Genomic DNA, 25,864 nt, shown 5'->3' on the forward strand with positions numbered 1-25,864 from the left:
GCGCAGCTTCAACGCTGTCCGTGCCTGATGAATACTCACTTTCCCGGCGGTACCCCGTAGGGTCCGGAGCCGGGTGTATACTCGACTTTCGCGCGAATGCGCCTGCAGGTCTTGCGAACATGACGCAAATTTCCGAACGCCTTCTGGTTCAAGCCCACCTCGACGCCAAACAGCCCAAGCCGCTGACTGCCGATGAAGAGGCTTATTACCGTGCTGCCATCGCTGCCGAGCTCAAGGCTCAGGACGCGGTGCTGGTGGCCCACTTCTATTGTGACCCTGTCATTCAGGCGCTGGCCGAAGAGACGGGCGGTTGTGTTTCCGACTCGCTGGAAATGGCCCGTTTCGGCAACGCCCATCCGGCCAAGACCGTGGTCGTCGCCGGCGTGAAGTTCATGGGTGAGACTGCCAAGATCCTCAACCCGGAAAAACGCGTGCTGATGCCGACGCTCGAAGCAACCTGTTCGCTCGACTTGGGTTGCCCTGTGGACGAATTTTCCGCGTTCTGCGATCAACACCCGGAGCGCACGGTGGTGGTGTACGCCAACACTTCGGCTGCGGTAAAGGCCCGAGCGGATTGGGTGGTGACTTCAAGCTGTGCGCTGGAGATCGTCGAAAGCCTGATGGACAACGGCGAGACCATCATCTGGGGCCCGGACAAGCACCTGGGGACCTACATCCAGCGCCAGACCGGTGCCGACATGCTGCTGTGGGACGGTGCCTGCATCGTTCACGAAGAGTTCAAGTCCAAGCAGCTTGAAGACATGAAGGCGCTGTACCCGGATGCGGCGATTCTGGTGCACCCGGAGTCGCCGACCTCGGTGATCGAACTGGCGGACGCCGTGGGCTCCACCAGTCAGTTGATCGCGGCGGCACAGAGCCTGCCGAACAAGACGCTGATCGTTGCGACCGACCGCGGCATTTTCTACAAGATGCAGCAGTTGTGCCCGGACAAGGTCTTTATCGAAGCCCCAACGGCGGGTAACGGCGCGGCGTGCCGCAGTTGTGCACATTGCCCGTGGATGGCCATGAACACCCTTGAGCGCACGCTCAAGGCGTTGAAGGAAGGGGCGAACGAGATCTTTGTCGATCCGGCACTGATCCCGCAGGCGATTCGGCCGCTCAAGCGCATGCTCGATTTCACCCAGGCGGCGCGGATGAAGCTGGCCGGTAACGCCTGAGATCATCTGTCAGCTGGTAGCAAAAACTGTGGGAGCGGGCTTGCTCGCGAAGGCGTAGTGTCAGGCAGCATTGATATCAGCTGACACCACGCCTTCGCGAGCAAGCCCGCTCCCACATTGGTTTGTGTGTTCAGGGATTACTTGGTCTTCTTCGGAATCCGCACCAGTTCGGTATTGGAGTAGATGTCATGCCAGCTGCGTTTCTGTTTGTCGAACAGCGACCAGAAGAATCCCAGGCCAACACACAGCAACGAAGCAATCGACACCACAAAGCGCAGCAGCGCCTGCCACAGGCTGATGGACGAGCCATCGGCATTCTGTACGCGGATGCACCAGACCTGCATGCCCAGGGTCTGACCGGACCAGGTCCAGAATTTGGCGAAGAAGCCGAACAATACGAACAGCAGGACCGTGGAGAGCAGGGGATCGCCGTCCAGCGCCCCGGCTTCGGTAAGGGTGCGCATCCTTTCTTCGCCGATGATCGCCATCTGGATCATCTTGTAGATGCCGCTGGTGACGATCAGCAGGGCGGTACACAGCAGGAAATCATAGAACATGGCTGCCAGGCGACGACCCAGGCCAGCGGCAGGAAAGTCGCCCTGGGGGGTAAGCAGGTGTTTCGACATGGCAGGCTCTCGGCGAAAAAGAAGCCATTTTACGGATTTACGCGCACAAAAAAGCCCCTGATGTCAGCATCAGGGGCTTTTTCGTTACAGAAGATTAGGCTTCTGCTTGTACTTCGTCAGCCTGCATGCCTTTCTGGCCCTGCACGGCGATGAAAGTCACTTTCTGGCCTTCTTTCAGGCTCTTGAAGCCGTTGCCCTGGATGGCGCGGAAATGCACGAACAGATCCGGACCGCTTTCAGGAGTGATAAAACCAAAACCTTTCTCGTCGTTAAACCACTTGACGGTACCGCTCTGACGTTGGGACATTTCTTATTTCCTTTGACGCAAAAATTAATGACAGTCTCCTTCTCATGAAAGAGTACTGGGGCTGGTTGCAGGAGAGTAAGAAGACGTCGAACGGGATGTAGCTAACTTGTAGGCTACTGCCCAGGTCACGATTCCAAGCGACCCATGCAAACACAGTGAACAAACTCTACGCCAACTACGGGAGAAAAAACAAGCCCCGTGTAGGCCCCGTATTTCCTCAGGTTGATGGCAAAGTAAGTCCACTAGTGGGGCCTTATTCACTAACCTTGTTCAATTGTTTTCGATCGTTATAAGCAAAGTTCATAATCGAAGCTTATAGCCAAACAATGCACTATTTTATGGCGGTTGCGTTACACATTAGTGCACCGTTAACGCAACCGCGTTACTTATAGGAACATTCAATCAGCCGCGATAGTAGCGTTGTGGAACAAATGGCATTTTGCTTACAAGCAAAGGCACCTTTTTCCCACGAACGATCGCCCAGACCGGTGTGTCCAGTGCGATGTAAGCGCTGTCGACGTAACCCATGGCTAGCGGGCCGCCCAGGGTTGGCCCGAAACCGCCGCTGCAGACGCTGCCGATGATGTCACCGGCTTCGTTGACGATCTCGGCGCCTTCGCGCACGGGTGTACGTTCCTGTGGTAGCAGACCTACACGTTTGCGGCTCACGCCTGCCTGTTGCTGGGCGAATACGCTTTCGGCGCCAGGGAAGCCGCCGGCCCGTGCGCCATCAGCGCGACGTGGCTTGGAGATCGCCCACAGCAGGCTCGCTTCGATCGGGGTGGTGTCGGTGTTCATGTCGTGGCCGTACAGGCACAAACCCGCTTCCAGGCGCAGGGAGTCGCGGGCGCCCAGGCCGATGGCGGCCACTTCGGCTTCAGCGAGCAGGGCGCGAGCCAGGGCTTCGGCATTGGTGGCGGGTACGGAAATTTCGAAACCGTCTTCACCGGTGTAACCCGAACGGCTGACAAAGCAGTCCACGCCCAGCAGCTTCACGCGGGCGAACTGCATGAAAGTCATCTTCGCCACTTCAGGGGCCAGACGTGCAAGCACGGTCACTGCAGCCGGGCCTTGCAGGGCGAGCAGGGCGCGCTCTTCGAACAGCGGTTCGATCGTGCACTGGTCGCCAATGTGCTTGCGCAGATGTGCCAGGTCCTGGTCCTTGCAGGCGGCGTTGACCACCAGGAACAGTTCGTCATTACCCAGGTTGGCGACCATCAGGTCATCGAGGATGCCGCCCGTCGCATTGGTGAACATCGCGTAGCGTTGCATGCCCACTGGCAGGTCGATGATGTCCACAGGCACCAGGGTTTCCAGGGCCTTGGCGGCATTGGCGCCGGTCAGGCGAATCTGGCCCATGTGCGAGACATCGAACAACCCCGCCTGGTCGCGGGTGTGCTGGTGTTCTTTCATCACGCCCAGCGGGTACTGCACGGGCATGTCGTAGCCGGCGAAGGGCACCATGCGGGCGCCGAGTTCGATGTGCAGTGCGTGCAACGGAGTTTTCAACAGTTGTTCGGTGGACATATTCAGCTCCTGAAAAAGGGTGCAGATGAGCGCGCATCAGCACTCGATAATGTTGACCGCCAAACCGCCACGGGCGGTTTCCTTGTATTTGCTTTTCATGTCGGCGCCGGTCTGGCGCATGGTGCGGATGACCTTGTCGAGGGAGACGAAGTGTTGTCCATCGCCGCGCAGCGCCATGCGCACCGCATTGATGGCCTTGACCGAGCCCATGGCGTTGCGCTCGATGCAAGGCACTTGCACCAGCCCGCCAATCGGGTCGCAGGTCAGTCCGAGGTTGTGTTCCATGCCGATTTCCGCGGCGTTTTCCACTTGCTGCACGCTGCCGCCGAGTACTTCGCACAAGGCACCTGCGGCCATCGAGCAGGCGACGCCGACCTCACCCTGACAGCCGACCTCGGCGCCGGAGATCGAGGCGTTTTCCTTGTACAGAATGCCGATGGCCGCGGCGGTCAGCAGGAATCGCACCACGCCGTCGTCATTGGAGCCCGGGATAAAGCGCATGTAGTAGTGCAATACCGCTGGAATGATCCCCGCTGCACCATTGGTGGGTGCCGTTACGACGCGCCCACCGTTGGCGTTCTCCTCGTTGACGGCCAGCGCGTAGAGGTTGACCCAGTCCAGCACCGACAGGGGATCGCGCAACGACGATTCCGGGTTCTTGCACAATTGCCGATGCAGTGCGGCGGCCCGGCGCTTGACCTTCAGCCCACCGGGCAGGATGCCTTCATTGCGGCATCCGGCGGCGACGCAGTCCTGCATCACTTGCCAGATTTTCAGCAGGCCGGCGCGGGTTTCCGCTTCCGGACGCCAGGCGCTTTCGTTGGTCAACATCACTTGGCTGATGGACAGCCCGTATTTGACGCAATGACCGAGAAGATCCTTGGCGCTTTTGAACGGAAAGGTCAGGGGGGTGGCGTCTTCGACGATGCGGTCGGCGCCGGCGGCGTCTTCATCGACCACAAAACCGCCGCCGACCGAGTAGTACTCGCGGCTGCGGATCTGCAGGCCCGCGGCGTCGAAGGCGCGGAAAATCATGCCGTTGGGGTGATAGGCCAACGGTTTGCGAATCATCGCCAGGTGTTCTTTCTCGTTGAACGCAATGCTGTGTTCGCCGAGCAGGTTCAAGCGGCCGTTGCCGCGAATCTCTTGCAGGCGCGCGGCGACGGTCTCTGTATCCACGGTGTCCGGGTGTTCGCCTTCCAGGCCGAGCAGCACAGCCTTGTCACTGCCGTGGCCCTTGCCGGTGGCACCAAGCGAACCATACAGCTCGACTTTGACGCAGGCGGTGGCTTCAAGCAGGTTTTCGCGGCGCAAACCTTCGGCGAAGCGCGCAGCGGCACGCATCGGGCCGACGGTGTGGGAACTGGAGGGGCCGATGCCAATCTTGAACAGGTCGAACACGCTTAACGACATGGTGGTTCTCCGGTTTCTTGTTATAGGTATTGGCAGAAATTAGAGGCTTGGCACAAATCCCTGTGGGAGCGGGCTTGCTCGCGAAAGCGGTGGATCAGTCACCATCAATGTTGTCTGACCCACCGCTTTCGCGAGTAAGCCCGCTCCCACAAGGGGATATACGGTGTTCTTGAGAGGGGCGAGCAAACCCGCCCCCTCATTGGTTTAAGCGTAGCTTTCGATCGACGGGCAGGCGCAGACCAGGTTGCGGTCGCCGAACACGTTGTCGACGCGACCGACCGGTGGCCAGTACTTGCCTTCGATCAGCGACGCAACCGGGTAAACCGCTTGTTCACGGCTGTACGGGTGCGACCACTCGCCAACCAGTTCCTTGGCGGTGTGCGGCGCGTTCTTCAGCGGGTTGTCGTCCTTGTCCAGCGTGCCATTTTCCACTGCGCGGATTTCTTCGCGGATGCGGATCATGGCGTCGCAGAAGCGGTCCAGTTCTTCCTTGGATTCGCTTTCGGTCGGCTCGATCATCAGCGTGCCGGCCACCGGGAACGACATGGTCGGGGCGTGGAAGCCGAAGTCGATCAGACGCTTGGCGACGTCATCGACGCTGATGCCGCTGCTGTCTTTCAGTGGACGCAGGTCGAGGATGCACTCGTGCGCCACCAGGCCGTTGCTGCCGGTGTACAGCACTGGATAGTGCTCTTCCAGGCGACGGGAGATGTAGTTGGCATTGAGGATCGCCAGCTGCGAAGCACGCTTGAGGCCCGCGCCACCCATCATACGAATGTACATCCAGGTGATCGGCAGGATGCTCGCGCTGCCGAACGGTGCCGCGCAAACGGCGCCTTCCTTGCGCTCCATCTGTGCGTGGCCCGGCAGGAATGGCGCCAGGTGCGATTTCACACCGATCGGGCCGACGCCCGGGCCGCCACCACCGTGGGGGATGCAGAAGGTCTTGTGCAGGTTCAGGTGCGAAACGTCGCCGCCGAACTTGCCCGGGGCACAGAGGCCGACCATGGCGTTCATGTTGGCGCCGTCGATGTACACCTGGCCGCCGTTGTCATGAATGATGCCGCAGATTTCGCGGATGCCTTCTTCGAACACGCCGTGGGTCGACGGGTAGGTGATCATCAGCGCGGCGAGGTGTTCGCGGTGCTCGATGGCCTTGGCACGCAGGTCTTCGATGTCGACGTTGCCACGGGCATCGCACGCGGTGACGACCACGCGCATGCCGGCCATTTGTGCGGTGGCCGGGTTGGTGCCGTGGGCCGACGACGGGATCAGGCAGATGTCGCGACGGTCTTCGCCACGGCTCTGGTGGTAGGCACGGATCGCCAGCAGACCTGCGTATTCACCCTGGGAGCCGGCGTTCGGTTGCAGGGACACCGAGTCATAACCGGTGGCGGCGCAGAGCATCGCTTCCAGCTCGTCGGTCAATTGCTGGTAGCCGACGCTTTGCTCGGCCGGGGCGAATGGGTGCAGGGCACCGAACTCGGCCCAGGTCACCGGGATCATTTCGCTGGCGGCGTTGAGTTTCATGGTGCACGAACCCAGCGGGATCATGGTGCGGTCCAGCGCCAGGTCCTTGTCCGCCAGTTTGCGCAGGTAGCGCATCAGCTCGGTTTCCGAGTGATAGCGGTTGAACACCGGGTGGCTGAGGATCGGCGACTGACGCACCAGCGTGGCCGGGATGGCGCTCTGCACCGAGGCGGCGAGGGCGGCGAAGTCCGGCAGGGCCTTGCCGTCGGACAGCAGGCTCCACAGGGTTTCAACGTCAGCCTGAGTGGTGGTTTCGTCCAGGGACAGGCCCAGGCGCTCGCCATCGACCACGCGCAGGTTGATGCGCTGGGCGTGTGCCTTGTCGTGCAGGGCGGCGGTTTGCGCGCCGGCCTTCACCGTCAGGGTGTCGAAGAAGCTCGCCTGCTCGACGCTCAGGCCCAGTGCGCTCAAGCCTTTGGCCAGGATTGCAGTCAGGTGATGCACGCGATTGGCGATTTGCGTCAGGCCTTTCGGACCGTGGTACACGGCGTACATGCTGGCGATGTTGGCCAGCAGTACTTGCGCGGTGCAGATGTTGCTGGTGGCTTTCTCGCGGCGGATGTGTTGCTCGCGGGTCTGCATGGCCAGGCGCAGGGCCGGGTTGCCGAAGCGGTCTACCGAAACACCGACCAGACGGCCCGGCATGTCACGTTTGAACGCGTCCTTGGTGGAGAAGTACGCCGCGTGCGGGCCACCGAAGCCCAGCGGCACGCCGAAGCGCTGTGCACTGCCGATGGCCACGTCGGCGCCGAATTCGCCCGGCGCAGTCAGCACGGTCAGGGCCAGCAGATCGGCAGCCACGGCGACGAGGGCGTTGGCAGCGTGGAAGCGTTCGGTCAGCTCGCGGTAATCGAACACGTCACCGTTGCTCGCCGGGTATTGCAGCAGAGCGCCGAAGAACGGCGTCACGTCGCTCAGTTCACGCTCGTCGCCCACCACCACGTCGATGCCCAGAGGCTCGGCACGGGTGCGCAGTACGTCGAGGGTCTGCGGGTGGCAATGCACGGAGGCGAAGAAAGCGTGGCTGCTTTTGTTCTTGCTCAGGCGTTTGCAGAAGGTCATGGCTTCGGCAGCGGCGGTGGCTTCGTCGAGCAGCGAAGCGTTGGCGATCGGCAGGCCGGTGAGGTCGCTGATCAGGGTCTGGAAGTTCAGCAGCGCTTCGAGACGGCCTTGGGAAATTTCTGGCTGGTATGGGGTGTAGGCGGTGTACCAGGCCGGGTTTTCCAGCAAGTTGCGCAGGATCGGCGACGGCGTGTGGGTGCCGTAGTAGCCCTGGCCGATGTAGGTCTTGAACAGCTGGTTTTTAGTCGCGATGGACTTGATCAAGGCCAGGGCATCGGCTTCGCTCAAGCCATCTTCCAGGCCGAGGACGCTGGTGCCCTTGATGCTGTCGGGAATCACGCTGGCGCTCAGGGCTTCCAGGGAGTCGAAACCGAGGCTGTTGAGCATGGCTTGCTCATCACCGGCGCGCGGGCCGATGTGACGGGCGATGAATTCGTTGGCGGTAGTCAAATTGATTTGGGTCATGTCGGTGCTCCTCAGGCTTCGGCTTGGGCTTTGATCAGGCGGTCGTAGGCGTCCTGATCCAGCAGTTGGCCGACAGCGGCGGCGTCGCTTGGTTTGAAACGGAAGAACCAGCCTTCGCCCAGCGGATCTTCGTTGACCAGTTCCGGGCTGCTGTCGAGCGCCGGGTTCACTTCCAGCACTTCGCCGTCCAGCGGCATGTACACGCCGCTTGCAGCCTTTACCGATTCCACGGTGGCGGCTTCGGCGCCTTTGTCGTAGGACTGCAGCTCAGGCAGTTGAACGAAAACCACGTCGCCCAGGGCGTTCTGTGCGAAAGCGGTGATGCCGACCGTGACGCTGCCGTCAGCTTCGGTGCGCAGCCATTCGTGATCTTCAGTAAAACGCAACTCGCTCATGGAAACTCCTAAGGGGCCAGACTCGTCTGGTGGACGCGATTGAAGGCTTGGGCAATGCCCAGGTTATGGAGGACTACATAGCAAGAACGCGGCCAACGTTGTTTTTATTGTTATTGATCAATGATTTAGGTGGTTTCGACAAACGCTGAAATTCACTCGTTGTAGCGAAATCGATACGGTATATGTCAAGGATAAAAGCCGAGGTGGATCAAAGCCTTGCACAGCCGTGATCGGAGAGGGGTGTAGCGATATCGTTCCGCTGTAGCGCTTTCAGTACAGGTGGAGGTCGTTTTTGGCGCGGTTTCGCACCGGACACAAAACCTGTGGGAGCGAGCTTGCTCGCGATGAGGGAGTATCAGCCGACACAAACGTTGAATGTAATACCGCCATCGCGAGCAAGCTCGCTCCCACAGGTTTGTTCGGTGTCAGGCCTCAGGCCTTGCTCGGAATCCCGTACTTGCGCAACCGATGGGCAATCGCCGTGTGGGAGGTTTGCAGCCGGGTCGCGAGTTGCCGGGTCGAGGGGTAGCTGGCGTAGAGTTTTTCCAGCAGGGTTTTCTCGAACTCGTCCATGGCCTGTTCCAGGCTGTCGACGTCATGGTCGCCCTGGCGGGCCACCGAGGTGCCGGCGATGTCGAGGTCGCCGATGTCCACCAGGCTGCTTTCGCAGATCGCCGCGGCGCGGAAGATCACGTTCTGCAATTGCCGCACGTTGCCTGGCCAGCGGTTGCCCAGCAGCGCCGGGTAAGTGCCCGGCGCCAGACGACAGACCGGTCGCTGGATCTGCGCACAGGCCTGCTGCATGAAGTAGCGGGCCAGCAGCAGGATGTCCTGGCCGCGTTCGCGCAGGGGCGGCACTTCGACGTTGAGGACGTTGAGGCGATAGAACAGGTCCTCGCGGAACAGGCCTTCGCTGACCATTTTTTCCAGGTCACGGTGGGTGGCGCTGAGGATCCGTACGTTGACCTTGACCTCACGGTCACCGCCGACCCGGCGAAAACTGCCGTCGTTGAGGAAACGCAGCAATTTGGCCTGCAAGTACGGCGACATCTCGCCGATTTCATCGAGAAACACCGTGCCCTGGTTGGCCAGTTCCATCAAACCGGGTTTGCCGCCCCGTTGTGCGCCGGTGAAGGCGCCGGGGGCGTAGCCGAACAGTTCACTTTCGGCGAGGTTCTCCGGCAATGCCGCGCAGTTCAACGCCAGAAAGGGTGAGCTGTGCCGGGCGCTGATGGCGTGGCAGGCGCGGGCCACCAGTTCCTTGCCGGTGCCGGTTTCGCCCTGGATCAGCAACGGTGCATCGAGGGCCGCCACCCGCTGGGCGCGCGCCTTGAGGGTGCGGATCACCGGGGACTCGCCGAGCAGGGCATCGAAACCTTCGGCGTGGTCATGGTGCAGCGCGGAAAGGCGTTCGCCGATGCGGTTCGGTTGGTACAGGGTCAGCAGGGCGCCGGCGTCGGTGATCGGTGTGGCGTCGAGCAACAGGGTCTGGCCGTTGACGGTGATTTCCCGCAGCGGCAGGCGAAAGCCGTGTTCGAGCAGGGCGTCGAGCAAGGCCGGGTCGGCAAACAGGTCGGCCACGCTTTCACCGTCCGGTTCGCGGCCGTACAGGGCGATCAGGGCCGGGTTGGCCAGCAGCACCTTGCCGTCGCTGTCCAGCGCCAGTACCGGGTCGGTCATGGCGGCCAGCAACGCGTCGAGCTGCAGGTGCCGGCGCTGGCCGGGCAGGATGTCGACCACCGTCACCGCTTGCACGCCACGCACGCTGAACAGGGCATCACGCAGTTCCTCGAGGACTTGCGGGCTCAGCGTCGGGGCGTCGATATAAACATTGGGCGGGACCATTTCCACCGCATCCAGGTTCAGATTGCGCCCGCCGAGCAGGGCCAGGACTTCCTGGGTGATACCGACGCGGTCGATGAAGCTGACGTGGATACGCATGGGGCGGTCTTGGGTTCTGCAGTGCGAAGGGTGGCAAGTATGCCTTGGGGCGGGCTAATGGTGAAATCCTGCGCGGACTTCAATTGAGCGAACGCCCCCTGTGGGAGCGAGCTTGCTCGCGATGGCGGTGTGTCAGTCAACATCAATGGTGGATGACAGGCCGCTATCGCGAGCAAGCTCGCTCCCACAGGGATCGGTGGTGTTCACAGAGTCCGGGGTTATTCCAGGTGCTCGGGTTTGACCGGGTCGCCCGATTTCATGTTCAGTTGTACCCGCACGTCCTCGAACATCGCGTCGTAATGCTTGTGGATCGAACCGATGTTGCTATGGGTTTTCGGGATGCCGTGCTTCTCGGCAATCTTGGTGACGTTGCTGGCGAAGTTGTAGGCCATGTCCTTGGGCAGGAAGAACGTCTCGCTCATGTCCTTGCCCTGGATGCTGCCGTGCATCTTGAACTGCATCCCTTTGCCTTCCTTGGGATCCTGGGCGATTTCATAGTCGATGCAGATGTTGTAGCTGACGTCATCCTTGTTCAGCGCGTGTCGCTCGATGTGCAGGTGACCCGGCTCGAACGTTGCCATTGTTGACTCTCCTTCAAAAGATCTTGAATCAGGGCCGGCCCCAGGCCTGCCCCGCCGTTTCGTTTACTGATAGCTGATGCCCGGTGTCGCCGTACTGATGCGCGTACCGGCCTTGCCCTGGACGATCGCTTCGATGTCCGAGAGCGAGCCGATCACTGCGACTTTCCCAGTATGGCGCGCGAATTCGCAGGCTGCCTGCACCTTCGGTCCCATGGAGCCGGCGGCGAAGCCGAGTTTTTCCATTTCGTCGGGGTGGGTCTGGGCGATGGCTTTCTGCGTGGGTTTGCCAAAGTCGATGAAGGCGGCGTTGACGTCGGTGGCGATCACCAGCAGATCGGCTTCAAGCTGTTCAGCCAGCAGCGCCGAGCACAGGTCCTTGTCGATGACCGCTTCGACGCCCTCGAGTTTGCCGGGCGAGGTATACATGGTCGGAATGCCGCCACCGCCGGCGCAGATCACGATGCTGCTTTTTTCCAGCAGCCATTTGATCGGACGGATTTCGAAGATGCGTTTCGGTTTCGGGCTGGCGACCACGCGACGGTATTTGTCGCCGTCCGGGGCAATGGCCCAGCCTTTCTCGGCGGCGAGTGCTTCGGCCTCTTCCTTGGTATAGACAGGGCCGATGGGTTTGGTCGGGTTCTTGAAGGCCGGGTCATTGGCATCGACTTCGACCTGGGTCAGCAAGGTCGCGAAGGGCACTTCGAAGTCCAGCAGATTGCCCAGTTCCTGTTCGATGATGTAGCCGATCATGCCTTCGGTTTCGGCACCGAGCACGTCCAGCGGATAAGGCGAAACCGAGGTGTAGGCCGCCGCCTGCAATGACAGCAGGCCGACTTGAGGGCCATTGCCGTGGGCGATGACCAGTTGGTTGCCGGGATGGATCTTGGCGATCTGTTCGGTGGCGATCCGGATGTTGGCGCGCTGGTTGTCAGCGGTCATGGGTTCGCCCCGGCGGAGCAGGGCATTACCGCCAAGAGCTACGACGATACGCATGGTGCTAGTCCTTCTAAAAGAGAAGTAAACGGGCGACTCGGTCTGTCGATGGAACCCGATCCTGTGGGAGCGAGCTTGCTCGCGATGGGATCGCCTCGGTCTGTCAGATGCACCGCGGCGCTGCCATCGCAGGCAAGCCAGCTCCCACATTGACCGTGTTCCGTCAGTGGGAGCCAGTCAGCCGTTATAGATCAGCCAGTGTCGACACCAGAATCGCCTTGATGGTGTGCATGCGGTTTTCCGCTTGCTCGAAGGCGATGCAGGCCGGCGACTCGAACACGTCATCGGTCACTTCGATGCCGTTGCTCAGGTGCGGGTACTGCTCGGCAATCTGCTTGCCGACTTTGGTATCACAGTTGTGGAACGCCGGCAGGCAGTGCATGAACTTGGTGCGCGGGTTGCCGGTGGCTTTCATCAGTTCGGCGTTGACCTGATACGGCAGCAATTGCTGGATGCGTTCGGCCCAGGCTTCAACCGGCTCGCCCATCGACACCCACACATCGGTATGGATGAAGTCCACGCCCTTGACCGCCGCTTTCGGGTCTTCGGTGAGAGTAATGCGCGCACCGCTTTCTTCGCCGTACTGTTTGCAGCGCGCCACCAGGTCGTCCGCCGGCCACAGGGCTTTTGGCGCACAGATGCGCACGTCCATGCCGAGCTTGGCGCCGATCAGCAGCAGGGAGTTACCCATGTTGTTGCGCGCATCGCCCAGGTAGGCGTAGCTGATCTCATGGATCGGCTTGTCGGCGTGCTCACGCATGGTCAGCACGTCGGCGATCATTTGCGTCGGGTGATATTCGTCGGTCAAGCCGTTGAACACTGGTACGCCGGCGAACTTGGCCAGTTCCTCGACGATTTCCTGCTTGAAGCCACGGTACTCGATGGCGTCATACATACGCCCGAGCACACGGGCGGTGTCCTTCATGCTTTCCTTGTGGCCGATCTGCGAGGAGTTCGGGTCGATGTAGGTGACGTTGGCGCCCTGGTCATAGGCTGCTACTTCAAACGCGCAGCGGGTGCGGGTCGAGGTTTTTTCGAAGATCAGCGCGATGTTGTTGCCCTTGAGATGCTGCTGTTCGGTGCCGGTGTACTTGGCACGCTTGAGGTCGCGGGACAGGTCGAGCAGGTAGCGCAATTCGCGAGGGGTGTGGTGTTCCAGGCTCAGCAGATTGCGGTTATGGATATTGAACGCCATTTTGGATCTCCTAAGGTGTCGGTAATCCCCTTGGCCTGCGCATGCCCTTGGGTAGAGGGCAGCGCGGTCCAAGGCAATAGGTTAGTAGTCAATCGGGTCGCGGATGATCGGGCAGGTCATGCAATGGCCGCCGCCCCGTCCCCGGCCGAGTTCGCCGGCGCTGATGGTGATCACTTCCACACCGGCTTTGCGCAGCAGGGTGTTGGTGTAGGTATTGCGGTCGTAGCCGATGACCACGCCTGGCTCCACGGCCACTACGTTGTTGCCGTCGTCCCATTGCTCGCGTTCGGCGGCGAAGCTGTTGCCGCCGGTTTCCACCACGCGCAACGCTTTGAGGTTCAGGGCCTGGGCCACGGTGTCGAGGAAGCTGGTTTCTTCGCGGCGGATATCGATGCCGCCCGCCTTGCTTTCATCGGGACGCAGGGTGAAGGCGACAATCTGGTTCACCACTTCCGGGAAGATCGTGACGAGGTCGCGATCACAGAAGCTGAACACGGTGTCCAGGTGCATCGCCGCGCGGGATTTCGGCAGGCCGGCGACGATCACTTTCTCCACGGCTTTGTTTTTGAACAGGTTCACCGCCAGTTGGGCAATGGCCTGGCGCGACGAGCGTTCGCCCATGCCGATCAAGACCACGCCGTTGCCGATCGGCATCACATCACCACCCTCAAGGGTGGAGTTACCGTGGTCCAGGTCCGGGTCGCCGTACCAGATCTCGAAATCTGCTTTGGTGAACTCGGGGTGGAATTTGTAGATGGCGGTGGTCAGCAGGGTTTCCTGACGACGTGCCGGCCAGTACATCGGGTTGAGGGTGACGCCACCGTAAATCCAGCAGGTGGTGTCGCGGGTGAACTGGGTGTTGGGCAGCGGTGGCAGGATGAAGCTGGAGTTGCCGAGGAAGTCGCGGAACATCTCGATGGCCTTGCCACCGAAACTGGTGGGCAAATCGTCGCCCGAGACGCCGCCGATCAGGAACTCGGCGATGTGACGCGGTTCCAGGCTGCGCAGCCACGAAGAGGTTTCATTGATCAGGCCAAGGCCCACCGAGTTGGCGGTGACCTTGCGCTCCAGAATCCAGTCCAGGGCTTCGGGGATGGCGACGATGTCGGTCAGCAGGTTGTGCATTTCCAGCACATCGATGTTGCGTTCGCGCATCTTGGTAACGAAGTCGAAGTGGTCGCGCTTGGCCTGGGCCACCCACAGCACATCATCGAACAGCAGTTCATCGCAGTTGTTCGGGGTCAGCCGCTGATGGGCCAGGCCTGGGGAGCAAACCATGACTTTGCGCAGTTTGCCGGCCTCGGAATGGACGCCGTACTTAACTTTTTCCGTGGTCATTACAGTGATCCTCCAGATGACAAAAAAAACAGGGGTTTTACAGAGTCAGGAAGCCGTCATAGAGACCGTAGGCCGCCACCATGGCGCCGACGACCACCGTAGCGAAAATCAGCTTCTCGACGTTGGTGAAAACCGGTTTGTTGATTTCCAGCTTGGCCTTGGCGAACAAGATCACGCCGGGGGCGTAGAGCAGGGCGGACAGCAGCAGGTACTTGATGCCGCCGGCGTACAACAGCCAGACCGCGTAGATCAGGGCCACGGCGCCGATGATGAGATCCTTCTGCCGCTCGCCCGCGGCGCCTTCGTAGCTTTCGCCGCGCACCGCCAGCAGCAAGGCGTAGGCTGCCGACCACAGGTAAGGCACCAGAATCATCGAGGTGGCGAGGTAGATCAGCGACAGGTAAGTGCTGGCCGAGAACAACGTGATGATCAGGAAAACCTGCACCATGGCATTGGTCAGCCACAGGGCGTTGACCGGTACATGGTTGGCGTTTTCCTTGCGCAGAAACTCCGGCATGGTGTGGTCCTTGGCGGCGGCGAACATGATCTCCGCGCACAGCAGCACCCACGACAGCAGCGCCCCCAGCAACGAGATGATCAAACCGACGCTGATCAGCACCGCACCCCAGTGACCGACCACGTGCTCCAGCACGGCGGCCATCGACGGATTCTGCAGTTTGGCCAGTTCCGGCTGGGTCATGATCCCCAACGACAGCACGTTGACCAGGACCAAAAACAGCAGCACGGTGACGAAGCCGATCACGGTGGCCTTACCCACGTCGCTGCGTTTTTCCGCCCGGGCCGAAAAGATGCTCGCGCCTTCGATGCCGATGAACACCCACACGGTGACCAGCATCATCTTGCGCACCTGGTCCATCACGCTGCCCAGGTCCGGGTTCTTCAGGCCCCAGATGTCGGCGGTGAAGATGTCCAGTTTGAAGGCGAATACCGCAATCAACATGAACAGCAGCAGCGGCACGATCTTGGCGACAGTGGTCACCAGGTTGATGAACGCTGCTTCCTTTATTCCTCGCAGTACGAGGAAATGTACGCCCCACAGCAGCACCGAGGCGCCGATCACGGCAGCGGGGGTATTCCCCTCCCCAAATATCGGAAAGAAGTAGCCGAGGGTGCTGAACAAAAGTACGAAGTACCCCACGTTGCCCAGCCAGGCACTGATCCAGTACCCCCAGGCGGACGAGAAGCCCATGTAGTCGCCGAACCCGGCCTTGGCGTAGGCGTAAACCCCGCCATCAAGATCGGGTTTGCGGTTGGCCAGGGTCTGGAACACGAACGCCAGGGTCAACATGCCGACGGCGGTGATCGCCCAACCGATCAGAATGGCGCCGACATCCGCGCTGGCCGCCATGTTTTGTGGCAAGGAAAATATCCCGCCACCAATCATCGAACCCACGACTAACGCAACCAGCGCGCCGAGTTTCAGTTTTCCGGGAGCTTCAGACATTGCATGACTCCAATGCAGGAGAAGAGAGGCAACAGACTAATTCCGTTGACTGCTCAATCAGCTGACTTAGATCACTAAATGAGAGCGTTCCCAGTTTATTGGCGGAGTGCCATCATTTACGGTGTTTCTGCCTGTAATGCCTGTTCTAGAGCCTTTTTCAGTTTGTTTTAGCACTTTTTGTATTTGTTTCGAATTATGACGCTAGTTGGGGTTTCCGAATTTGCAAGTTTTGTTCATGGGTTTTTTGTACAGAGTCGATGTATTAAAAGTGTGTATAAAACAAATGAATATATCGGTGCCAAAATAGCCATTTTGTGCAAGTAAAAAAGAGGCTGGTTGGCGTTATCCAATAAACGTTATTACTCTTCATCAGTTTAGTTAGCGCCCGTTATCTGACGATCTCGTGGCCGTTGCCGCCCACCAACGAAAAATGGAGATGCAACGATGTCGCAATCACCGAACAAGCTTCGCCTGAGCGCGCTGATCGCGCTGGTGGTGGGGTCGATGATCGGCGGCGGGATTTTTTCCCTGCCGCAGAACATGGCGGCCAGGGCCGATGCCGGGGCGATCCTGATCGGTTGGGCAATCACCGCCGTCGGCATGTTGACCCTGGCGTTCGTGTTCCAGACCCTGGCCAATCGCAAGCCGGAGCTGGACTCCGGGGTGTACGCCTATGCCAAGGCCGGGTTCGGCGATTACATGGGTTTTTCTTCGGCCTGGGGCTACTGGATCAGCGCCTGGCTGGGCAACGTCGGCTACTTCGTGCTGCTGTTCAGCACCCTCGGTTATTTCGTTCCGGTGTTTGGCGAAGGCAACACGCCGATCGCCATCGTCTGCGCTTCGGTGCTGCTCTGGACCGTGCACTTTGTGGTGATGCGCGGGATCAAGGAGGCGGCGTTCATCAATCAAGTGACCACCGTGGCCAAGATCGTACCGCTGATCATGTTCATCGTGATCGCCGCCGTGGCGTTCAAGGCGGATATCTTCACCGCCGACATCTGGGGGCGCAACAACCCGGAGTTCGGCAGCGTGATGGATCAGGTTCGGCACATGATGCTGGTCACCGTGTTCGTGTTCATCGGTATCGAGGGGGCCAGTGTCTATTCGGCCCGGGCGGAGAAACGTTCCGACGTGGGCCGGGCGACGGTGATCGGGTTCATTGGAGTATTGGCACTGCTGGTGCTGGTGAACGTGCTGTCGCTGGGCATCATGACCCAGCCGCAACTGGCGAAACTGCAGAACCCTTCGCTGGCGGCAGTGCTTGAACATATCGTCGGCCCCTGGGGGGCGTTGCTGATCAGCGTCGGCCTGGCGATCTCGCTGTTGGGGGCCTTGTTGTCCTGGGCGTTGCTGTGCGCCGAAATCCTGTTCGCCACGGCGAAAGACAAGACCATGCCGGCATTCCTGACCAAGGAAAACGCCAACCATGTGCCGGTCAATGCGATGTGGCTGACCAACTCGATGATCCAGTTGTTCCTGCTGATCACCCTGTTTTCCGCCGGCACCTACACCAGCCTGATTTACCTGGCGTCCTCGATGATTCTGGTGCCGTACCTGTGGTCGGCGGCCTATGCGGTGTTGTTGTGCGCACGGGGTGAAACCTATCAACAGGCACCCGCCGAGCGGATCAAGGACCTGCTCATTGGTGGCATCGCTCTGGGCTACGCGGTGTGGTTGCTGTATGCCGGCGGCCTGAAGTATTTGCTGCTGTCGGCGCTGCTGTATGCGCCGGGTGTGATCCTGTTCGCCAAGGCTCGTAATGAGCAGGGCAAGCCACTGTTCACGGTTGTCGAGAAAGGTATTTTCACCTGTGTCATCGGTGGTGCGGGGCTGGCGGCTTACGGGTTGTACAGCGGGTTGCTCAGTCTGTGAGGTTGTTGCTGGCGTACCAGCCGCCCTATGACTGGCCGGCGCTCCTGGGGTTCTTGTCGGCGCGGGCGATCATGGGCCTGGAAAGGGTGGTCGAGGGTGTGTACTCGCGCAGCATCGACCTGGATGGCGTTCACGGTACGTTTTCGATCCAGCCTGCTACATCCGATGCACTTGAGCTGACCCTGGACTTTCCGGAGGCTGCGGCCGTGCCTGAGATCGTTGCGCGAGTGCGGCGAATGTTCGACCTGGATGCCGACCTGTCCACGATTCACCGGCACCTGGCGGTTGATCCGCTGATGGCGCGGTTGATTGCCGAACGCCCGGGCCTGCGCGTACCCGGGGCGTGGGACGGGCTGGAGCTGGCGATCCGCGCGGTACTGGGGCAGCAGATTACGGTGGCGGCGGCGATCCGCCTAGCGGGGAAACTGGTAGCGCAGTACGGCACGCCGTTGAGTTCAGCGCTACCGGGATTGACCCATGCTTTTCCCCGGGCCAGCGTTTTGGCGGGCGCAGATCTGGCAGCGCTGGGCATGCCGAAAAGCCGAGGCCGGACCCTGTCGGATGTGGCTCAGGCACTGCTCGATGATCCGCGATTGTTTGAGCCCGGGCGGGAGGGGGGTGTAGCGCGGTTGCTGGCGTTGTACGGGATTGGTGACTGGACGGCGCAATACATTGCGTTGCGACAGTTGCGGGAGATGGATGGGTTTCCCAATGGTGATGTCGGGCTGATCAATGCGTTGGCGGCGCTGGAGGGGGGGCCGGTGACAGCCAGGCAACTGTTGCAGCGGGCTGAAGGGTGGCGGCCGTATCGAGGGTATGCGGCGCAGGTGCTGTGGACTTCCTTGAGTCGGGCGGACTGAGCTGATCCGGGATTTGTGCTGCTGTTTCTGGCGCTATCGCGAGCTTGCTCGCGATGGCGATATGACTGTCACCCCCACTGTGCGGGATGTGAACCCAGTTCAGTCGCGGGCAAGGTCCATTGCAGAGGCGTTCCTGTGATCTTCAGAGGCGCCTGCAACCGATGCGCCGGTCCCCAGGGTGTCTGCTCCACCATCAACCCCTGATCCTGCTCATCTTCCGCACGTAACGCTTCACTCGTCCCCGCCCCATGCTCGATCAACAACCTCGCCGTACGCGCCAACGACAATCGCGCCGAACCCCCGATACCGTCGCTCAACCGCTGTGCCAACAACCGGATCGCACTGGCCGCCATCAGATACCCGGTGGCGTGATCGAGGGCCTGCACCGGCAATGGCGTCGGTTTGTCCGACTGCTTCCAGCGCATGCCCGCTTCGGCAATGCCACTGCTCATCTGCACCAGGCTGTCGAAGCCCCGCCGATTTTGCCAGGGGCCGCTCCAGCCATAGGCGTTTAGACAAACATCGATCAGGCCCGGGTTCAGTTGCCGGCGCTCATTCATGCCCAGTCCAAGTCGTTCCAGTGCATCAGCACGATAACCATGAAGCAGAATGTCGGCGTCCTTGAGCAGGCATTCGAATACGGCGCGGTCGGACTTGTCGTTCAGATCAAGACGCGCACAGCGTTTTCCCAAGGTGACTTCCGGCACCACTCCAGGTTCGTTCCAGGTCGGCGGGTCGATGCGCAGGACATCGGCGCCCAGGCCTGCCAGAAAGCGACTGGCGATGGGGCCGGCCAGTACCCGGGTCAAGTCCAGCACCTTGATGCCAGCCAGTGGTCGAGCCACTGAACCTGACCACGGTTGGCGGCTCTGGCTTGGGTTGTTGGCGAATTGAATCAAGGGTTCGACGTTTACCGCCTGGCCTTGAGGATGGACCTGCCATTGTTCCCAGGTACGCATTTCGGCGGCACAGCCACCGGCATCGACCACAGCCTGCTCCAGATCGCTTTTCGCCCACCGAGCCACTTTGTCGGCCATCGCTGCGCGGTCGGTACAGGCACCGAGCACGCTTTCGGCAGCGGCGCGGTGATGGGGCGCGTTGGTGTGCAGGCGAATCCAGCCATCGCGGGTGGCGTAGTCACCCGCGATCGGGTCCCACAACGGCGGAACGCTCCAGCCAAGCGGGCGAATCGAGGTTGCGAACCAGAATGACGCCAGGCGTCGGTCAACTTCAAGGTCGGGCAGGCGCCCGGTTTGTTGGTGCAGCAGTTCGCTGGCAGCCTGGCCGGCGACGGCCATGCTGGCGCAGGCCAGATCAGTGACGGCAAACGCCGAGGGCAGGGCGCCACTGGACGTGAATGGAATCGGGGTGTGAGGCAAGCCGAGCGCGGCTTGAATGGACGTGAGCAGATCAGTCATTGAAGAGCCCTCCGGAGCGAGAGCCCGATCTTAGATCAAAAAACCTGAGGTCAGATGAAATCCATCTGTGGGAGCGAGCTTGCTCGCGATGACGGAATTACATTCAACATCAATGTTGATTGAAAGACCGCTATCGCGAGCAAGCTCGCTCCCACAGGGGATCTTCGGTAGGTTCTTTAAACGCGGAACTGATCCATCAACTTCATCTGATGGGTGGTCAGGGAGTTGAGCTGGCTGCTGATCTGCGCCGATTCGGTGGCCTGGCCGGTCAGGGTTTCGGTGACGGTGCGGATCGCCGAGACGTTGCGGTTGACCTCTTCGGCGACGGCGCTTTGCTGTTCGGCGGCGCTGGCGATTTGCAGGTTCATATCGCTGATCACGGTAACCGCATCGCTGATCTTGCCCAAGGCCTGGACGGCCTGCTGGATCTGCCCGGCGTTGCTGTGGGCCTGGGTCTGGCTTGAGTGCATGGTGGCGACCACGCCGCGGGTGCCGCTCTGGATGCGTTCGATCACCAGGCGAATTTCTTCCACCGAGTCCTGGGTGCGTTTGGCCAGGTTGCGCACTTCATCGGCGACCACCGCAAAACCACGACCGCTTTCACCGGCACGGGCGGCTTCGATGGCGGCGTTGAGCGCCAGCAGGTTGGTTTGTTCGGCGATGCTGCGAATCACCTCCAGCACCGAACCGATCTGCTCGCTGTTGACCGCAAGGGCTTCGACTTCGGTCACGGCCTTGCTGACTTCTTCGGCCAGTTGATTGATGTCGCGGGTGCTGCGCTCGATGATTTGCATGCCGTCGCGGGCCGACTGGTCGGCGCCCTTGGCGGCACTGGCCGCGTTCGAGGCGCTGTTGGCGACATCGTGGGCGGTGGCGCTCATTTCGTTGGACGCGGTGGCGACCTGGTCGATTTCGCGGAACTGCACCTGCATGCCTTCACTGGTCTGGCGGGCGATTTCCGAAGACTGGTCGGCCGTGCCACGGGCATCGGTGATGCTTTGCTTGATCTGCGCGATGGTCGGTTGCAGCTTGTCGAGGAAGCGGTTGAACCAGCTCACCAGTTCGCCCAACTCGTCCTTCTTGCTGTAGTGCAGGCGCTGGGTCAGGTCGCCGTCCCCACTGGCAATCGCCTTGAGCATGTCGGCCACGCTGTTGATCGGGCGGGTCACGCCGGACGCGGTAAGCCACATCAGCAGCAGACCGATCACACCGGCAATCACTGCCACCGACAGTGCCTTGATCGTGCCGCTTTGCTGAGCATCGTCGAGTACCGCTTGCAGTTTCACTGAGTCGGCCAGCAGCACTTGCTTGGGCAGGTCGATCACCACGGCCCAGGCCTTGGCATCGGCAATCGGACTGACTGGGTACACCGCGCGGATCAGGTCGCCTTGCTGGAGAATCTTCGGCGCGCCACTAGTGAGCAACTGCAGGATGTCCTTGCCATCGCCGCCCAGGGTGTCGCCGATGTTCTTGCCGACTTTGCCGGCGTCGACACTGTAGGCGGCCAGTACGCCAGTGCCGGAAACGATGAGCATGTGCCCGGCACTGTTGAACAGGTCGCGCTGGGAGTCGACTGCCGCCGCTTGCAGGGCGTCGAGGGCGATGTCGATGCCGACCACGCCGATGGACTTGCCATCTACCAGCAGCGGTACGGAAATGGTGGTCATCAACATTTCCTTGTTGCCGACGGTATCGGCATACGGGTCGAGCAGGCAGATGCGCTTGCTGTCCCGCGGGCAGGTGTACCAGACGTTGTACGGCGTGCCGCTGAGGTTCAGGGTGGTTTTGGTCATGTCTTCTTCGACCATGATCGTGTTCAGCGACTCACCCCCGGCGCGGCTCCAGTACGTGGCGAAACGGCCGATCTCGTTGGACTGGCGGGCGGCGTCATTGACGAATTCGCTGTCCTTGCCGTCCAGCCCATTGGGTTCGAACGCCAGCCAAATGCCCAGCACTTTGCTGTTGCGTTCGAAGGCGGTTTTCAGGCTCTGGTTCAACTCTTCTCGCAAGATGCCGGGCTCGAGGGAGCGTTTGGCGGCCAGGTTGCGCATGTCCTGGATCTGGTCCGCGAGGGCGGTCACCACCGTCAGGGTTTCACCGAACGTCTTCTGCACCCGCACCGCCTGCTCGGCGGCCTTGGCCTGGAGCAGGTCCTGCACGCTGGCGGTAAGCATTCTGCTGCTGGAATCGCTGACCAGATCATCGTTCTGATTGGTCTGGTAGATGTTCATACCCACTATCAAGGCGACTACGCCCAGCAGGCACAGACCGGACAGCAGGACGATTTTCAGGCGAATGGACAGTGAGTCGAACATAGGGCGAGCTCGCGAATGGATGAAGTGTTGGCTGTGGGCCGTTGTGGCTCACTCGCTAAATCCATTTAGCGCCGATCAATGCACATCGGCGTGGCGAAGAGGTTACATGAGGGGCAACCCGACGAGCGGTAGTTGTTGAACGTTTGCGCAGAAAAATGTGCCGAAAATGGGGATAAAAAGAGGAAAAAGCGCGGGGTGAATTCAGGGGGCATCAGGGACGCCGGTCTCGAAGCGCCTGAATGAAATTCACAAAATACATATGTACCGCTTCTCATAAACGGCAGGACGTTTCAATGCAGATGCCACCTCGGTGGAACACTTCCGGAAGCTTTGGCTTTCGGCATCTGACAGAAAATAATGAGAAGACTCTATGTGGATTACTTGCTTTAAAAGGACCGGGTTGCGCTCGGTGTTGTTGATTTGGGGGATGTTGTTGGCGGCAGGCGCGGCTCCTGCCATGTCTTTTCTGAACTCGGCAGCTATTTCGGGTATTGCCTCTCAAATTCCCTCGGCGGCCACGGTACTGCCGGACAAGCTGAACACCCTCAAGGAAAGTCTGGCTGACGAAACGGATGTGAAGCAATACAGCTTCATGGCGGTGCGGGGGCAGGATGTGTGGATCCGTGCGAGCGGGACGAAAGGCGGGCCATTGACGCTGGAATACAATCGCGATGGAAACTGGGCCGTAATCCCTTGGGGTACACCCTTAACGGTTTCTGGTTTGCAGCCGAATCAGGAAGTTCAGGTTCGCATCTCGAAGAAACCGTCCGCCCCGTTCGTGGCGGGTGATATCTACACGCTTGAGTTTGGTTCTGCACCTTACTACGCCGACAGTCGCGTCCGGGGCGATGCCGGTGAGCTGCCGCTGTACTGGGCGACCACGCAGGCCTACAGAGTCCTGAACTGGTCGGTCCGATTGAGGGATTCGACAGGGCAGCCGCTCGAAGGCGCTAAAGCTACCTTGATATTGAACAAGGGGGGGGATGACGAAAGGTTCGACCTTATAACGGACAGCACTGGTAGCGCCGCGCAAGCCCTTGAGTTGGGCAGGTGCTATGGCCAGTTGAAGTCTGATCCTTTCTGGACCAGCAGTGGCAAGTATCGCTATAAGTGGGAGGTCGAATACAACCTGGGATATTGGTCGATTCAGGTTCAAGACAAAGAGGCGTCGGGGGTGGGCGGTCACAACGTGCCGAACGTTTCATTCGCTCAGATATGCTATCAAAACATGTTGCATAACTAGATCCGGCATATTCCCGGCAATGCGGTGATGTACACCGCTTTGCCGGGCTTTTTTTCAAACGATCAGGCCTCGATGTGCAGTCCCTGCTTTCTCTCGCTCGGGTCCTTTTCGGCTTTTTTATGCAATTGATCCAGCCAGGAGTCTGAACTTCCCAGGTCCAGCGCACCTTTGTTCAGCAATAATCCATAGTCAATCATGTTGTGGAAGTTGCTCAGGTCCAGTTTCACCTTGCCCTCGAACTGTGGCTTATCCAGCTGAATCAACTCGATTACGGTCTTGGCGTGCTTGAGGGTCAGGGGTTGCAAGCCTTTGGCCTCGTTCAACAGGGTGTTCAATACTTCCTCATCCCTGGCAGTCAGGGTGTCGGGGGGCGAAGTGACTTTCAACTGACCGTCTTCGGCCACGGTGAAGCCCATTACGTTATGGGCCAGGCCAGACCATTTGTTTTGCAGGTCTTTTTTGAAGTCGGAGTAAATCCCTTCCATTTTTTTGAGCATCAAATTTGCCTGGAATTCATGATGCCTGATCATTGAATATCTAAAGCTTTTTATCTGAGGGGGTAGGTCATAGAACCCGTTAAGTGATTCGAGCGTATTCAAGAAATCCTCCACCTCATTCAGTTTTTCGCTGCTGAGATTTCTAGGTTCACTTCGAGGAGCTCGGAGTTTCTCGATGGTCAACCTTATCCTGTCATCCATTACCGGAATGTCGACTTTCTCAAGCTGGGATTTTTCCGTGTTCGCCTTCACTGTTTGCGGATACGGAACTTGAAAAGATGCAGCGTCACTTACATTCATGTCAGCTTCTCATTGTGTGGGTTCATCGTGCTTAACGGCCAAACCCGGTCATGGATGACCTGATAAACACGTAGGAGAAGTCCGAACAGGAAGTAGGTACTTTCAAGTATGCCGTTGTCGGCTGTCACAGGGCGGTTTGAAGAGGTTTCAGGTGACTTGCGGCAGTGATTCCGGCCGTGACCAGATCCACAGATTGCCCAGCCCCATGCCGGCAATCGCCAGGTAAATCGGCCAGCCATGATCGAGCATTACCAGCATCAGACCGGCACACAACAGCATGCTGACCGTGGCGCTGATTTTTGCCCGACGCGCGATGATCTTGCCGTTGCGCCAGTTATGGAGGATGGGGCCGAACAGCCGGTGGTTTTCCAGCCAGGCACTCAGGCGCGGCGAACTGCGGGTCGCAGCCCAGGCGGCCAGCAGGATGAACTCGGTGGTTGGCAGGCCGGGTATGACGATGGCGATCAGGCCGATGCCCAGGCTGACATAGGCCAGCAGGCCGAAGAGGAGGCGGGAGAGTCTGGAGGAGGCTGGCATGGGCTCAAGGCAACATGTGAGGCTGATCGAAATCTTACGGATTTACTTCGTTCCTTGTGGGAGCGAGCTTGCTCGCGATAGGGGGGTATCAGTCGACAATAATGCTGTCTGGAATACCGTCATCGCGAGCAGGCTCGCTCCTACAGGGGCGGTGGTGTGTCAGGCGATTTCTGGTGCGGTAGCGTAAGCCCGCTCCAGCAACACGGTAAAACGGTTGAACGCGTCGATGGCGCCTTTTTCCACTTCGGCTTCTTCCTGGGCGCTGAATGCCAGGCCGTCCAGGGTTTTAACGAAGCTCTTCCAGCCTTCAGCGCGGCCGCCGGCCGGTTCGCCGAGGTGGCGGGCGCCGAAGGTTTCGCTCAGGCCAAGGCCCACGGCGCGCTTGATGAGGAACGCCGCGCCGAGCTTCGAGCCTTCGGAGACGAAGATCCAGCCCAGGGCCTCGGCCTTGGTCGGGTTCTTCAGTGCACCGGCGACAGGTGCCGGCACGTCGGTGTCCAGGTCCGCGAGGTCGGCCCTGGCTGCATCGGCACGACAGCGGGCCGGCAGATCCGGGACGATGGCGGTCAGTTCGGCATCGTTGTACAGCGACACCAGTTCCGACTGGAACAGGTACTGCGCCACCACGAAACGGGCGAAATTGGCCGGGGTTTCAAACGGGGCATGAGCCTTGACCAGGGCATCGAGCTTGCTGTGCGGCTCGTGGGTGATCTGGTTCAAACGTTGCGAACGCAGGTTGGGGCGTTGTTCGGTGGCCTGGGTAGTCATGGCAATTCCTTGGAGAAAGAAGAGGCGCTTGGTAACGA

21 protein-coding genes and 1 pseudogene are annotated in these 25,864 nt (G+C 60.1%); 4 read left to right on the top strand and 18 right to left on the bottom strand.

Annotation, left to right across the window (positions count from 1 at the left end):
* The first annotated feature begins 119 nt into the window (after nucleotides 1-119).
* Nucleotides 120-1,178: a quinolinate synthase NadA gene (nadA, locus tag AC1RS8_RS14130; protein ID WP_007995624.1), complete on the top strand. Its 1,059-nt coding sequence runs from the start codon at nucleotides 120-122 to the stop codon at nucleotides 1,176-1,178.
* A gap of 137 nt (nucleotides 1,179-1,315) precedes the next feature.
* Here nadA and AC1RS8_RS14135 read toward each other — a convergent pair whose 3' ends face one another.
* The 12 genes from AC1RS8_RS14135 to arcD (AC1RS8_RS14190) all read right to left on the bottom strand — a co-directional run bounded on the left by AC1RS8_RS14135 (nucleotide 1,316) and on the right by arcD (AC1RS8_RS14190) (nucleotide 16,016).
* The gene (locus tag AC1RS8_RS14135; RefSeq protein WP_057713522.1) at nucleotides 1,316-1,804 is read right to left on the bottom strand and encodes an RDD family protein; all 489 of its coding nucleotides are present in this window, start codon (nucleotides 1,802-1,804) and stop codon (nucleotides 1,316-1,318) included.
* A gap of 94 nt (nucleotides 1,805-1,898) precedes the next feature.
* The gene (locus AC1RS8_RS14140) at nucleotides 1,899-2,111 is read right to left on the bottom strand and encodes a cold-shock protein (protein WP_007977299.1); all 213 of its coding nucleotides are present in this window, start codon (nucleotides 2,109-2,111) and stop codon (nucleotides 1,899-1,901) included.
* Between the two features lie 402 nt (nucleotides 2,112-2,513).
* Nucleotides 2,514-3,638 (bottom strand): glycine cleavage system aminomethyltransferase GcvT, encoded by a 1,125-nt coding sequence (gcvT, locus tag AC1RS8_RS14145; RefSeq protein WP_090457442.1) that lies wholly within the window; start codon nucleotides 3,636-3,638, stop codon nucleotides 2,514-2,516.
* Between the two features lie 36 nt (nucleotides 3,639-3,674).
* Nucleotides 3,675-5,051, bottom strand: coding sequence for an L-serine ammonia-lyase (locus AC1RS8_RS14150; RefSeq protein WP_090457440.1), 1,377 nt, complete (start codon nucleotides 5,049-5,051; stop codon nucleotides 3,675-3,677).
* Nucleotides 5,052-5,255: 204 nt separating this feature from the next.
* Nucleotides 5,256-8,108 carry an aminomethyl-transferring glycine dehydrogenase gene (gene gcvP / locus AC1RS8_RS14155; RefSeq protein WP_489339131.1) on the bottom strand — a complete coding sequence of 951 codons (2,853 nt, stop codon included), beginning with the start codon at nucleotides 8,106-8,108 and terminating at the stop codon, nucleotides 5,256-5,258.
* Between the two features lie 11 nt (nucleotides 8,109-8,119).
* Complete coding sequence (gene gcvH / locus AC1RS8_RS14160) at nucleotides 8,120-8,503, bottom strand: glycine cleavage system protein GcvH (RefSeq protein WP_007996035.1); 384 nt, start codon at nucleotides 8,501-8,503, stop codon at nucleotides 8,120-8,122.
* A 432-nt stretch (nucleotides 8,504-8,935) separates the two neighbouring features.
* Complete coding sequence (gene gcsR / locus AC1RS8_RS14165; RefSeq protein ID WP_489339130.1) at nucleotides 8,936-10,444, bottom strand: transcriptional regulator GcsR; 1,509 nt, start codon at nucleotides 10,442-10,444, stop codon at nucleotides 8,936-8,938.
* A gap of 218 nt (nucleotides 10,445-10,662) precedes the next feature.
* Nucleotides 10,663-11,025: a DUF5064 family protein gene (locus tag AC1RS8_RS14170; protein WP_057713527.1), complete on the bottom strand. Its 363-nt coding sequence runs from the start codon at nucleotides 11,023-11,025 to the stop codon at nucleotides 10,663-10,665.
* A gap of 63 nt (nucleotides 11,026-11,088) precedes the next feature.
* A complete protein-coding gene (arcC, locus tag AC1RS8_RS14175; RefSeq protein WP_489339129.1) occupies nucleotides 11,089-12,018 on the bottom strand; it encodes a carbamate kinase in 930 nt (309 codons plus the stop codon).
* A gap of 184 nt (nucleotides 12,019-12,202) precedes the next feature.
* A complete protein-coding gene (locus AC1RS8_RS14180) occupies nucleotides 12,203-13,213 on the bottom strand; it encodes an ornithine carbamoyltransferase (RefSeq protein ID WP_007974406.1) in 1,011 nt (336 codons plus the stop codon).
* A gap of 81 nt (nucleotides 13,214-13,294) precedes the next feature.
* The gene (arcA, locus tag AC1RS8_RS14185) at nucleotides 13,295-14,551 is read right to left on the bottom strand and encodes an arginine deiminase (protein ID WP_154909411.1); all 1,257 of its coding nucleotides are present in this window, start codon (nucleotides 14,549-14,551) and stop codon (nucleotides 13,295-13,297) included.
* Nucleotides 14,552-14,588: 37 nt separating this feature from the next.
* Nucleotides 14,589-16,016 carry an arginine-ornithine antiporter gene (arcD, locus tag AC1RS8_RS14190; RefSeq protein ID WP_150813293.1) on the bottom strand — a complete coding sequence of 476 codons (1,428 nt, stop codon included), beginning with the start codon at nucleotides 16,014-16,016 and terminating at the stop codon, nucleotides 14,589-14,591.
* A 444-nt stretch (nucleotides 16,017-16,460) separates the two neighbouring features.
* On the opposite strand from arcD (AC1RS8_RS14190), the gene arcD (AC1RS8_RS14195) reads away from it, so the two are divergent.
* Both arcD (AC1RS8_RS14195) and AC1RS8_RS14200 read left to right on the top strand, forming a co-directional pair.
* A complete protein-coding gene (gene arcD, locus AC1RS8_RS14195; protein ID WP_349735195.1) occupies nucleotides 16,461-17,888 on the top strand; it encodes an arginine-ornithine antiporter in 1,428 nt (475 codons plus the stop codon).
* Nucleotides 17,885-18,748, top strand: coding sequence for a DNA-3-methyladenine glycosylase family protein (locus tag AC1RS8_RS14200; protein ID WP_489339128.1), 864 nt, complete (start codon nucleotides 17,885-17,887; stop codon nucleotides 18,746-18,748). Before arcD (AC1RS8_RS14195) ends, AC1RS8_RS14200 begins: the two co-directional genes overlap by 4 nt.
* Nucleotides 18,749-18,816: 68 nt before the next feature.
* On the opposite strand, the gene AC1RS8_RS14205 is transcribed toward AC1RS8_RS14200, so the two are convergent.
* The 3 genes and pseudogenes from AC1RS8_RS14205 to AC1RS8_RS14215 form a co-directional block, all read right to left on the bottom strand.
* Nucleotides 18,817-20,166: a CoA transferase gene (locus AC1RS8_RS14205; protein WP_489339127.1), complete on the bottom strand. Its 1,350-nt coding sequence runs from the start codon at nucleotides 20,164-20,166 to the stop codon at nucleotides 18,817-18,819.
* 176 nt (nucleotides 20,167-20,342) lie between these two features.
* On the bottom strand, nucleotides 20,343-21,098 hold the full coding sequence (locus AC1RS8_RS14210) for a methyl-accepting chemotaxis protein (RefSeq protein WP_489340643.1): 756 nt from the start codon (nucleotides 21,096-21,098) through the stop codon (nucleotides 20,343-20,345).
* A 102-nt stretch (nucleotides 21,099-21,200) separates the two neighbouring features.
* A pseudogene (locus AC1RS8_RS14215) lies at nucleotides 21,201-22,481 on the bottom strand (methyl-accepting chemotaxis protein); the annotation flags it as partial.
* A gap of 457 nt (nucleotides 22,482-22,938) precedes the next feature.
* On the opposite strand from AC1RS8_RS14215, the gene AC1RS8_RS14220 reads away from it, so the two are divergent.
* On the top strand, nucleotides 22,939-23,724 hold the full coding sequence (locus AC1RS8_RS14220) for a hypothetical protein (RefSeq protein WP_131726847.1): 786 nt from the start codon (nucleotides 22,939-22,941) through the stop codon (nucleotides 23,722-23,724).
* 62 nt (nucleotides 23,725-23,786) lie between these two features.
* On the opposite strand, the gene AC1RS8_RS14225 is transcribed toward AC1RS8_RS14220, so the two are convergent.
* The 3 genes from AC1RS8_RS14225 to AC1RS8_RS14235 all read right to left on the bottom strand — a co-directional run bounded on the left by AC1RS8_RS14225 (nucleotide 23,787) and on the right by AC1RS8_RS14235 (nucleotide 25,826).
* Entirely contained in the window at nucleotides 23,787-24,521 is a 735-nt protein-coding gene (locus AC1RS8_RS14225; protein WP_489339126.1) for a hypothetical protein, read from the bottom strand.
* Between the two features lie 147 nt (nucleotides 24,522-24,668).
* Nucleotides 24,669-25,058, bottom strand: coding sequence for a YbaN family protein (locus AC1RS8_RS14230; protein WP_429520448.1), 390 nt, complete (start codon nucleotides 25,056-25,058; stop codon nucleotides 24,669-24,671).
* A gap of 159 nt (nucleotides 25,059-25,217) precedes the next feature.
* Complete coding sequence (locus tag AC1RS8_RS14235; RefSeq protein WP_489339125.1) at nucleotides 25,218-25,826, bottom strand: biliverdin-producing heme oxygenase; 609 nt, start codon at nucleotides 25,824-25,826, stop codon at nucleotides 25,218-25,220.
* Nucleotides 25,827-25,864: the final 38 nt, after the last annotated feature.

Source organism: Pseudomonas sp. GW821-FHT12A04 (assembly GCF_058807755.1).

Coding starts and splice junctions, on each gene's coding strand:
- nadA (WP_007995624.1), top strand. CDS start 120: ATGACGCAAATTTCCGAACGCCTTCTGGTTCAAGCCCACCTCGACGCC.
- AC1RS8_RS14135 (WP_057713522.1), bottom strand. CDS start 1,804: ATGTCGAAACACCTGCTTACCCCCCAGGGCGACTTTCCTGCCGCTGGC.
- AC1RS8_RS14140 (WP_007977299.1), bottom strand. CDS start 2,111: ATGTCCCAACGTCAGAGCGGTACCGTCAAGTGGTTTAACGACGAGAAA.
- gcvT (WP_090457442.1), bottom strand. CDS start 3,638: ATGTCCACCGAACAACTGTTGAAAACTCCGTTGCACGCACTGCACATC.
- AC1RS8_RS14150 (WP_090457440.1), bottom strand. CDS start 5,051: ATGTCGTTAAGCGTGTTCGACCTGTTCAAGATTGGCATCGGCCCCTCC.
- gcvP (WP_489339131.1), bottom strand. CDS start 8,108: ATGACCCAAATCAATTTGACTACCGCCAACGAATTCATCGCCCGTCAC.
- gcvH (WP_007996035.1), bottom strand. CDS start 8,503: ATGAGCGAGTTGCGTTTTACTGAAGATCACGAATGGCTGCGCACCGAA.
- gcsR (WP_489339130.1), bottom strand. CDS start 10,444: ATGCGTATCCACGTCAGCTTCATCGACCGCGTCGGTATCACCCAGGAA.
- AC1RS8_RS14170 (WP_057713527.1), bottom strand. CDS start 11,025: ATGGCAACGTTCGAGCCGGGTCACCTGCACATCGAGCGACACGCGCTG.
- arcC (WP_489339129.1), bottom strand. CDS start 12,018: ATGCGTATCGTCGTAGCTCTTGGCGGTAATGCCCTGCTCCGCCGGGGC.
- AC1RS8_RS14180 (WP_007974406.1), bottom strand. CDS start 13,213: ATGGCGTTCAATATCCATAACCGCAATCTGCTGAGCCTGGAACACCAC.
- arcA (WP_154909411.1), bottom strand. CDS start 14,551: ATGACCACGGAAAAAGTTAAGTACGGCGTCCATTCCGAGGCCGGCAAA.
- arcD (WP_150813293.1), bottom strand. CDS start 16,016: ATGTCTGAAGCTCCCGGAAAACTGAAACTCGGCGCGCTGGTTGCGTTA.
- arcD (WP_349735195.1), top strand. CDS start 16,461: ATGTCGCAATCACCGAACAAGCTTCGCCTGAGCGCGCTGATCGCGCTG.
- AC1RS8_RS14205 (WP_489339127.1), bottom strand. CDS start 20,166: ATGACTGATCTGCTCACGTCCATTCAAGCCGCGCTCGGCTTGCCTCAC.
- AC1RS8_RS14210 (WP_489340643.1), bottom strand. CDS start 21,098: ATGCAGGTGCAGTTCCGCGAAATCGACCAGGTCGCCACCGCGTCCAAC.
- AC1RS8_RS14220 (WP_131726847.1), top strand. CDS start 22,939: ATGTCTTTTCTGAACTCGGCAGCTATTTCGGGTATTGCCTCTCAAATT.
- AC1RS8_RS14225 (WP_489339126.1), bottom strand. CDS start 24,521: ATGAATGTAAGTGACGCTGCATCTTTTCAAGTTCCGTATCCGCAAACA.
- AC1RS8_RS14230 (WP_429520448.1), bottom strand. CDS start 25,058: ATGCCAGCCTCCTCCAGACTCTCCCGCCTCCTCTTCGGCCTGCTGGCC.
- AC1RS8_RS14235 (WP_489339125.1), bottom strand. CDS start 25,826: ATGACTACCCAGGCCACCGAACAACGCCCCAACCTGCGTTCGCAACGT.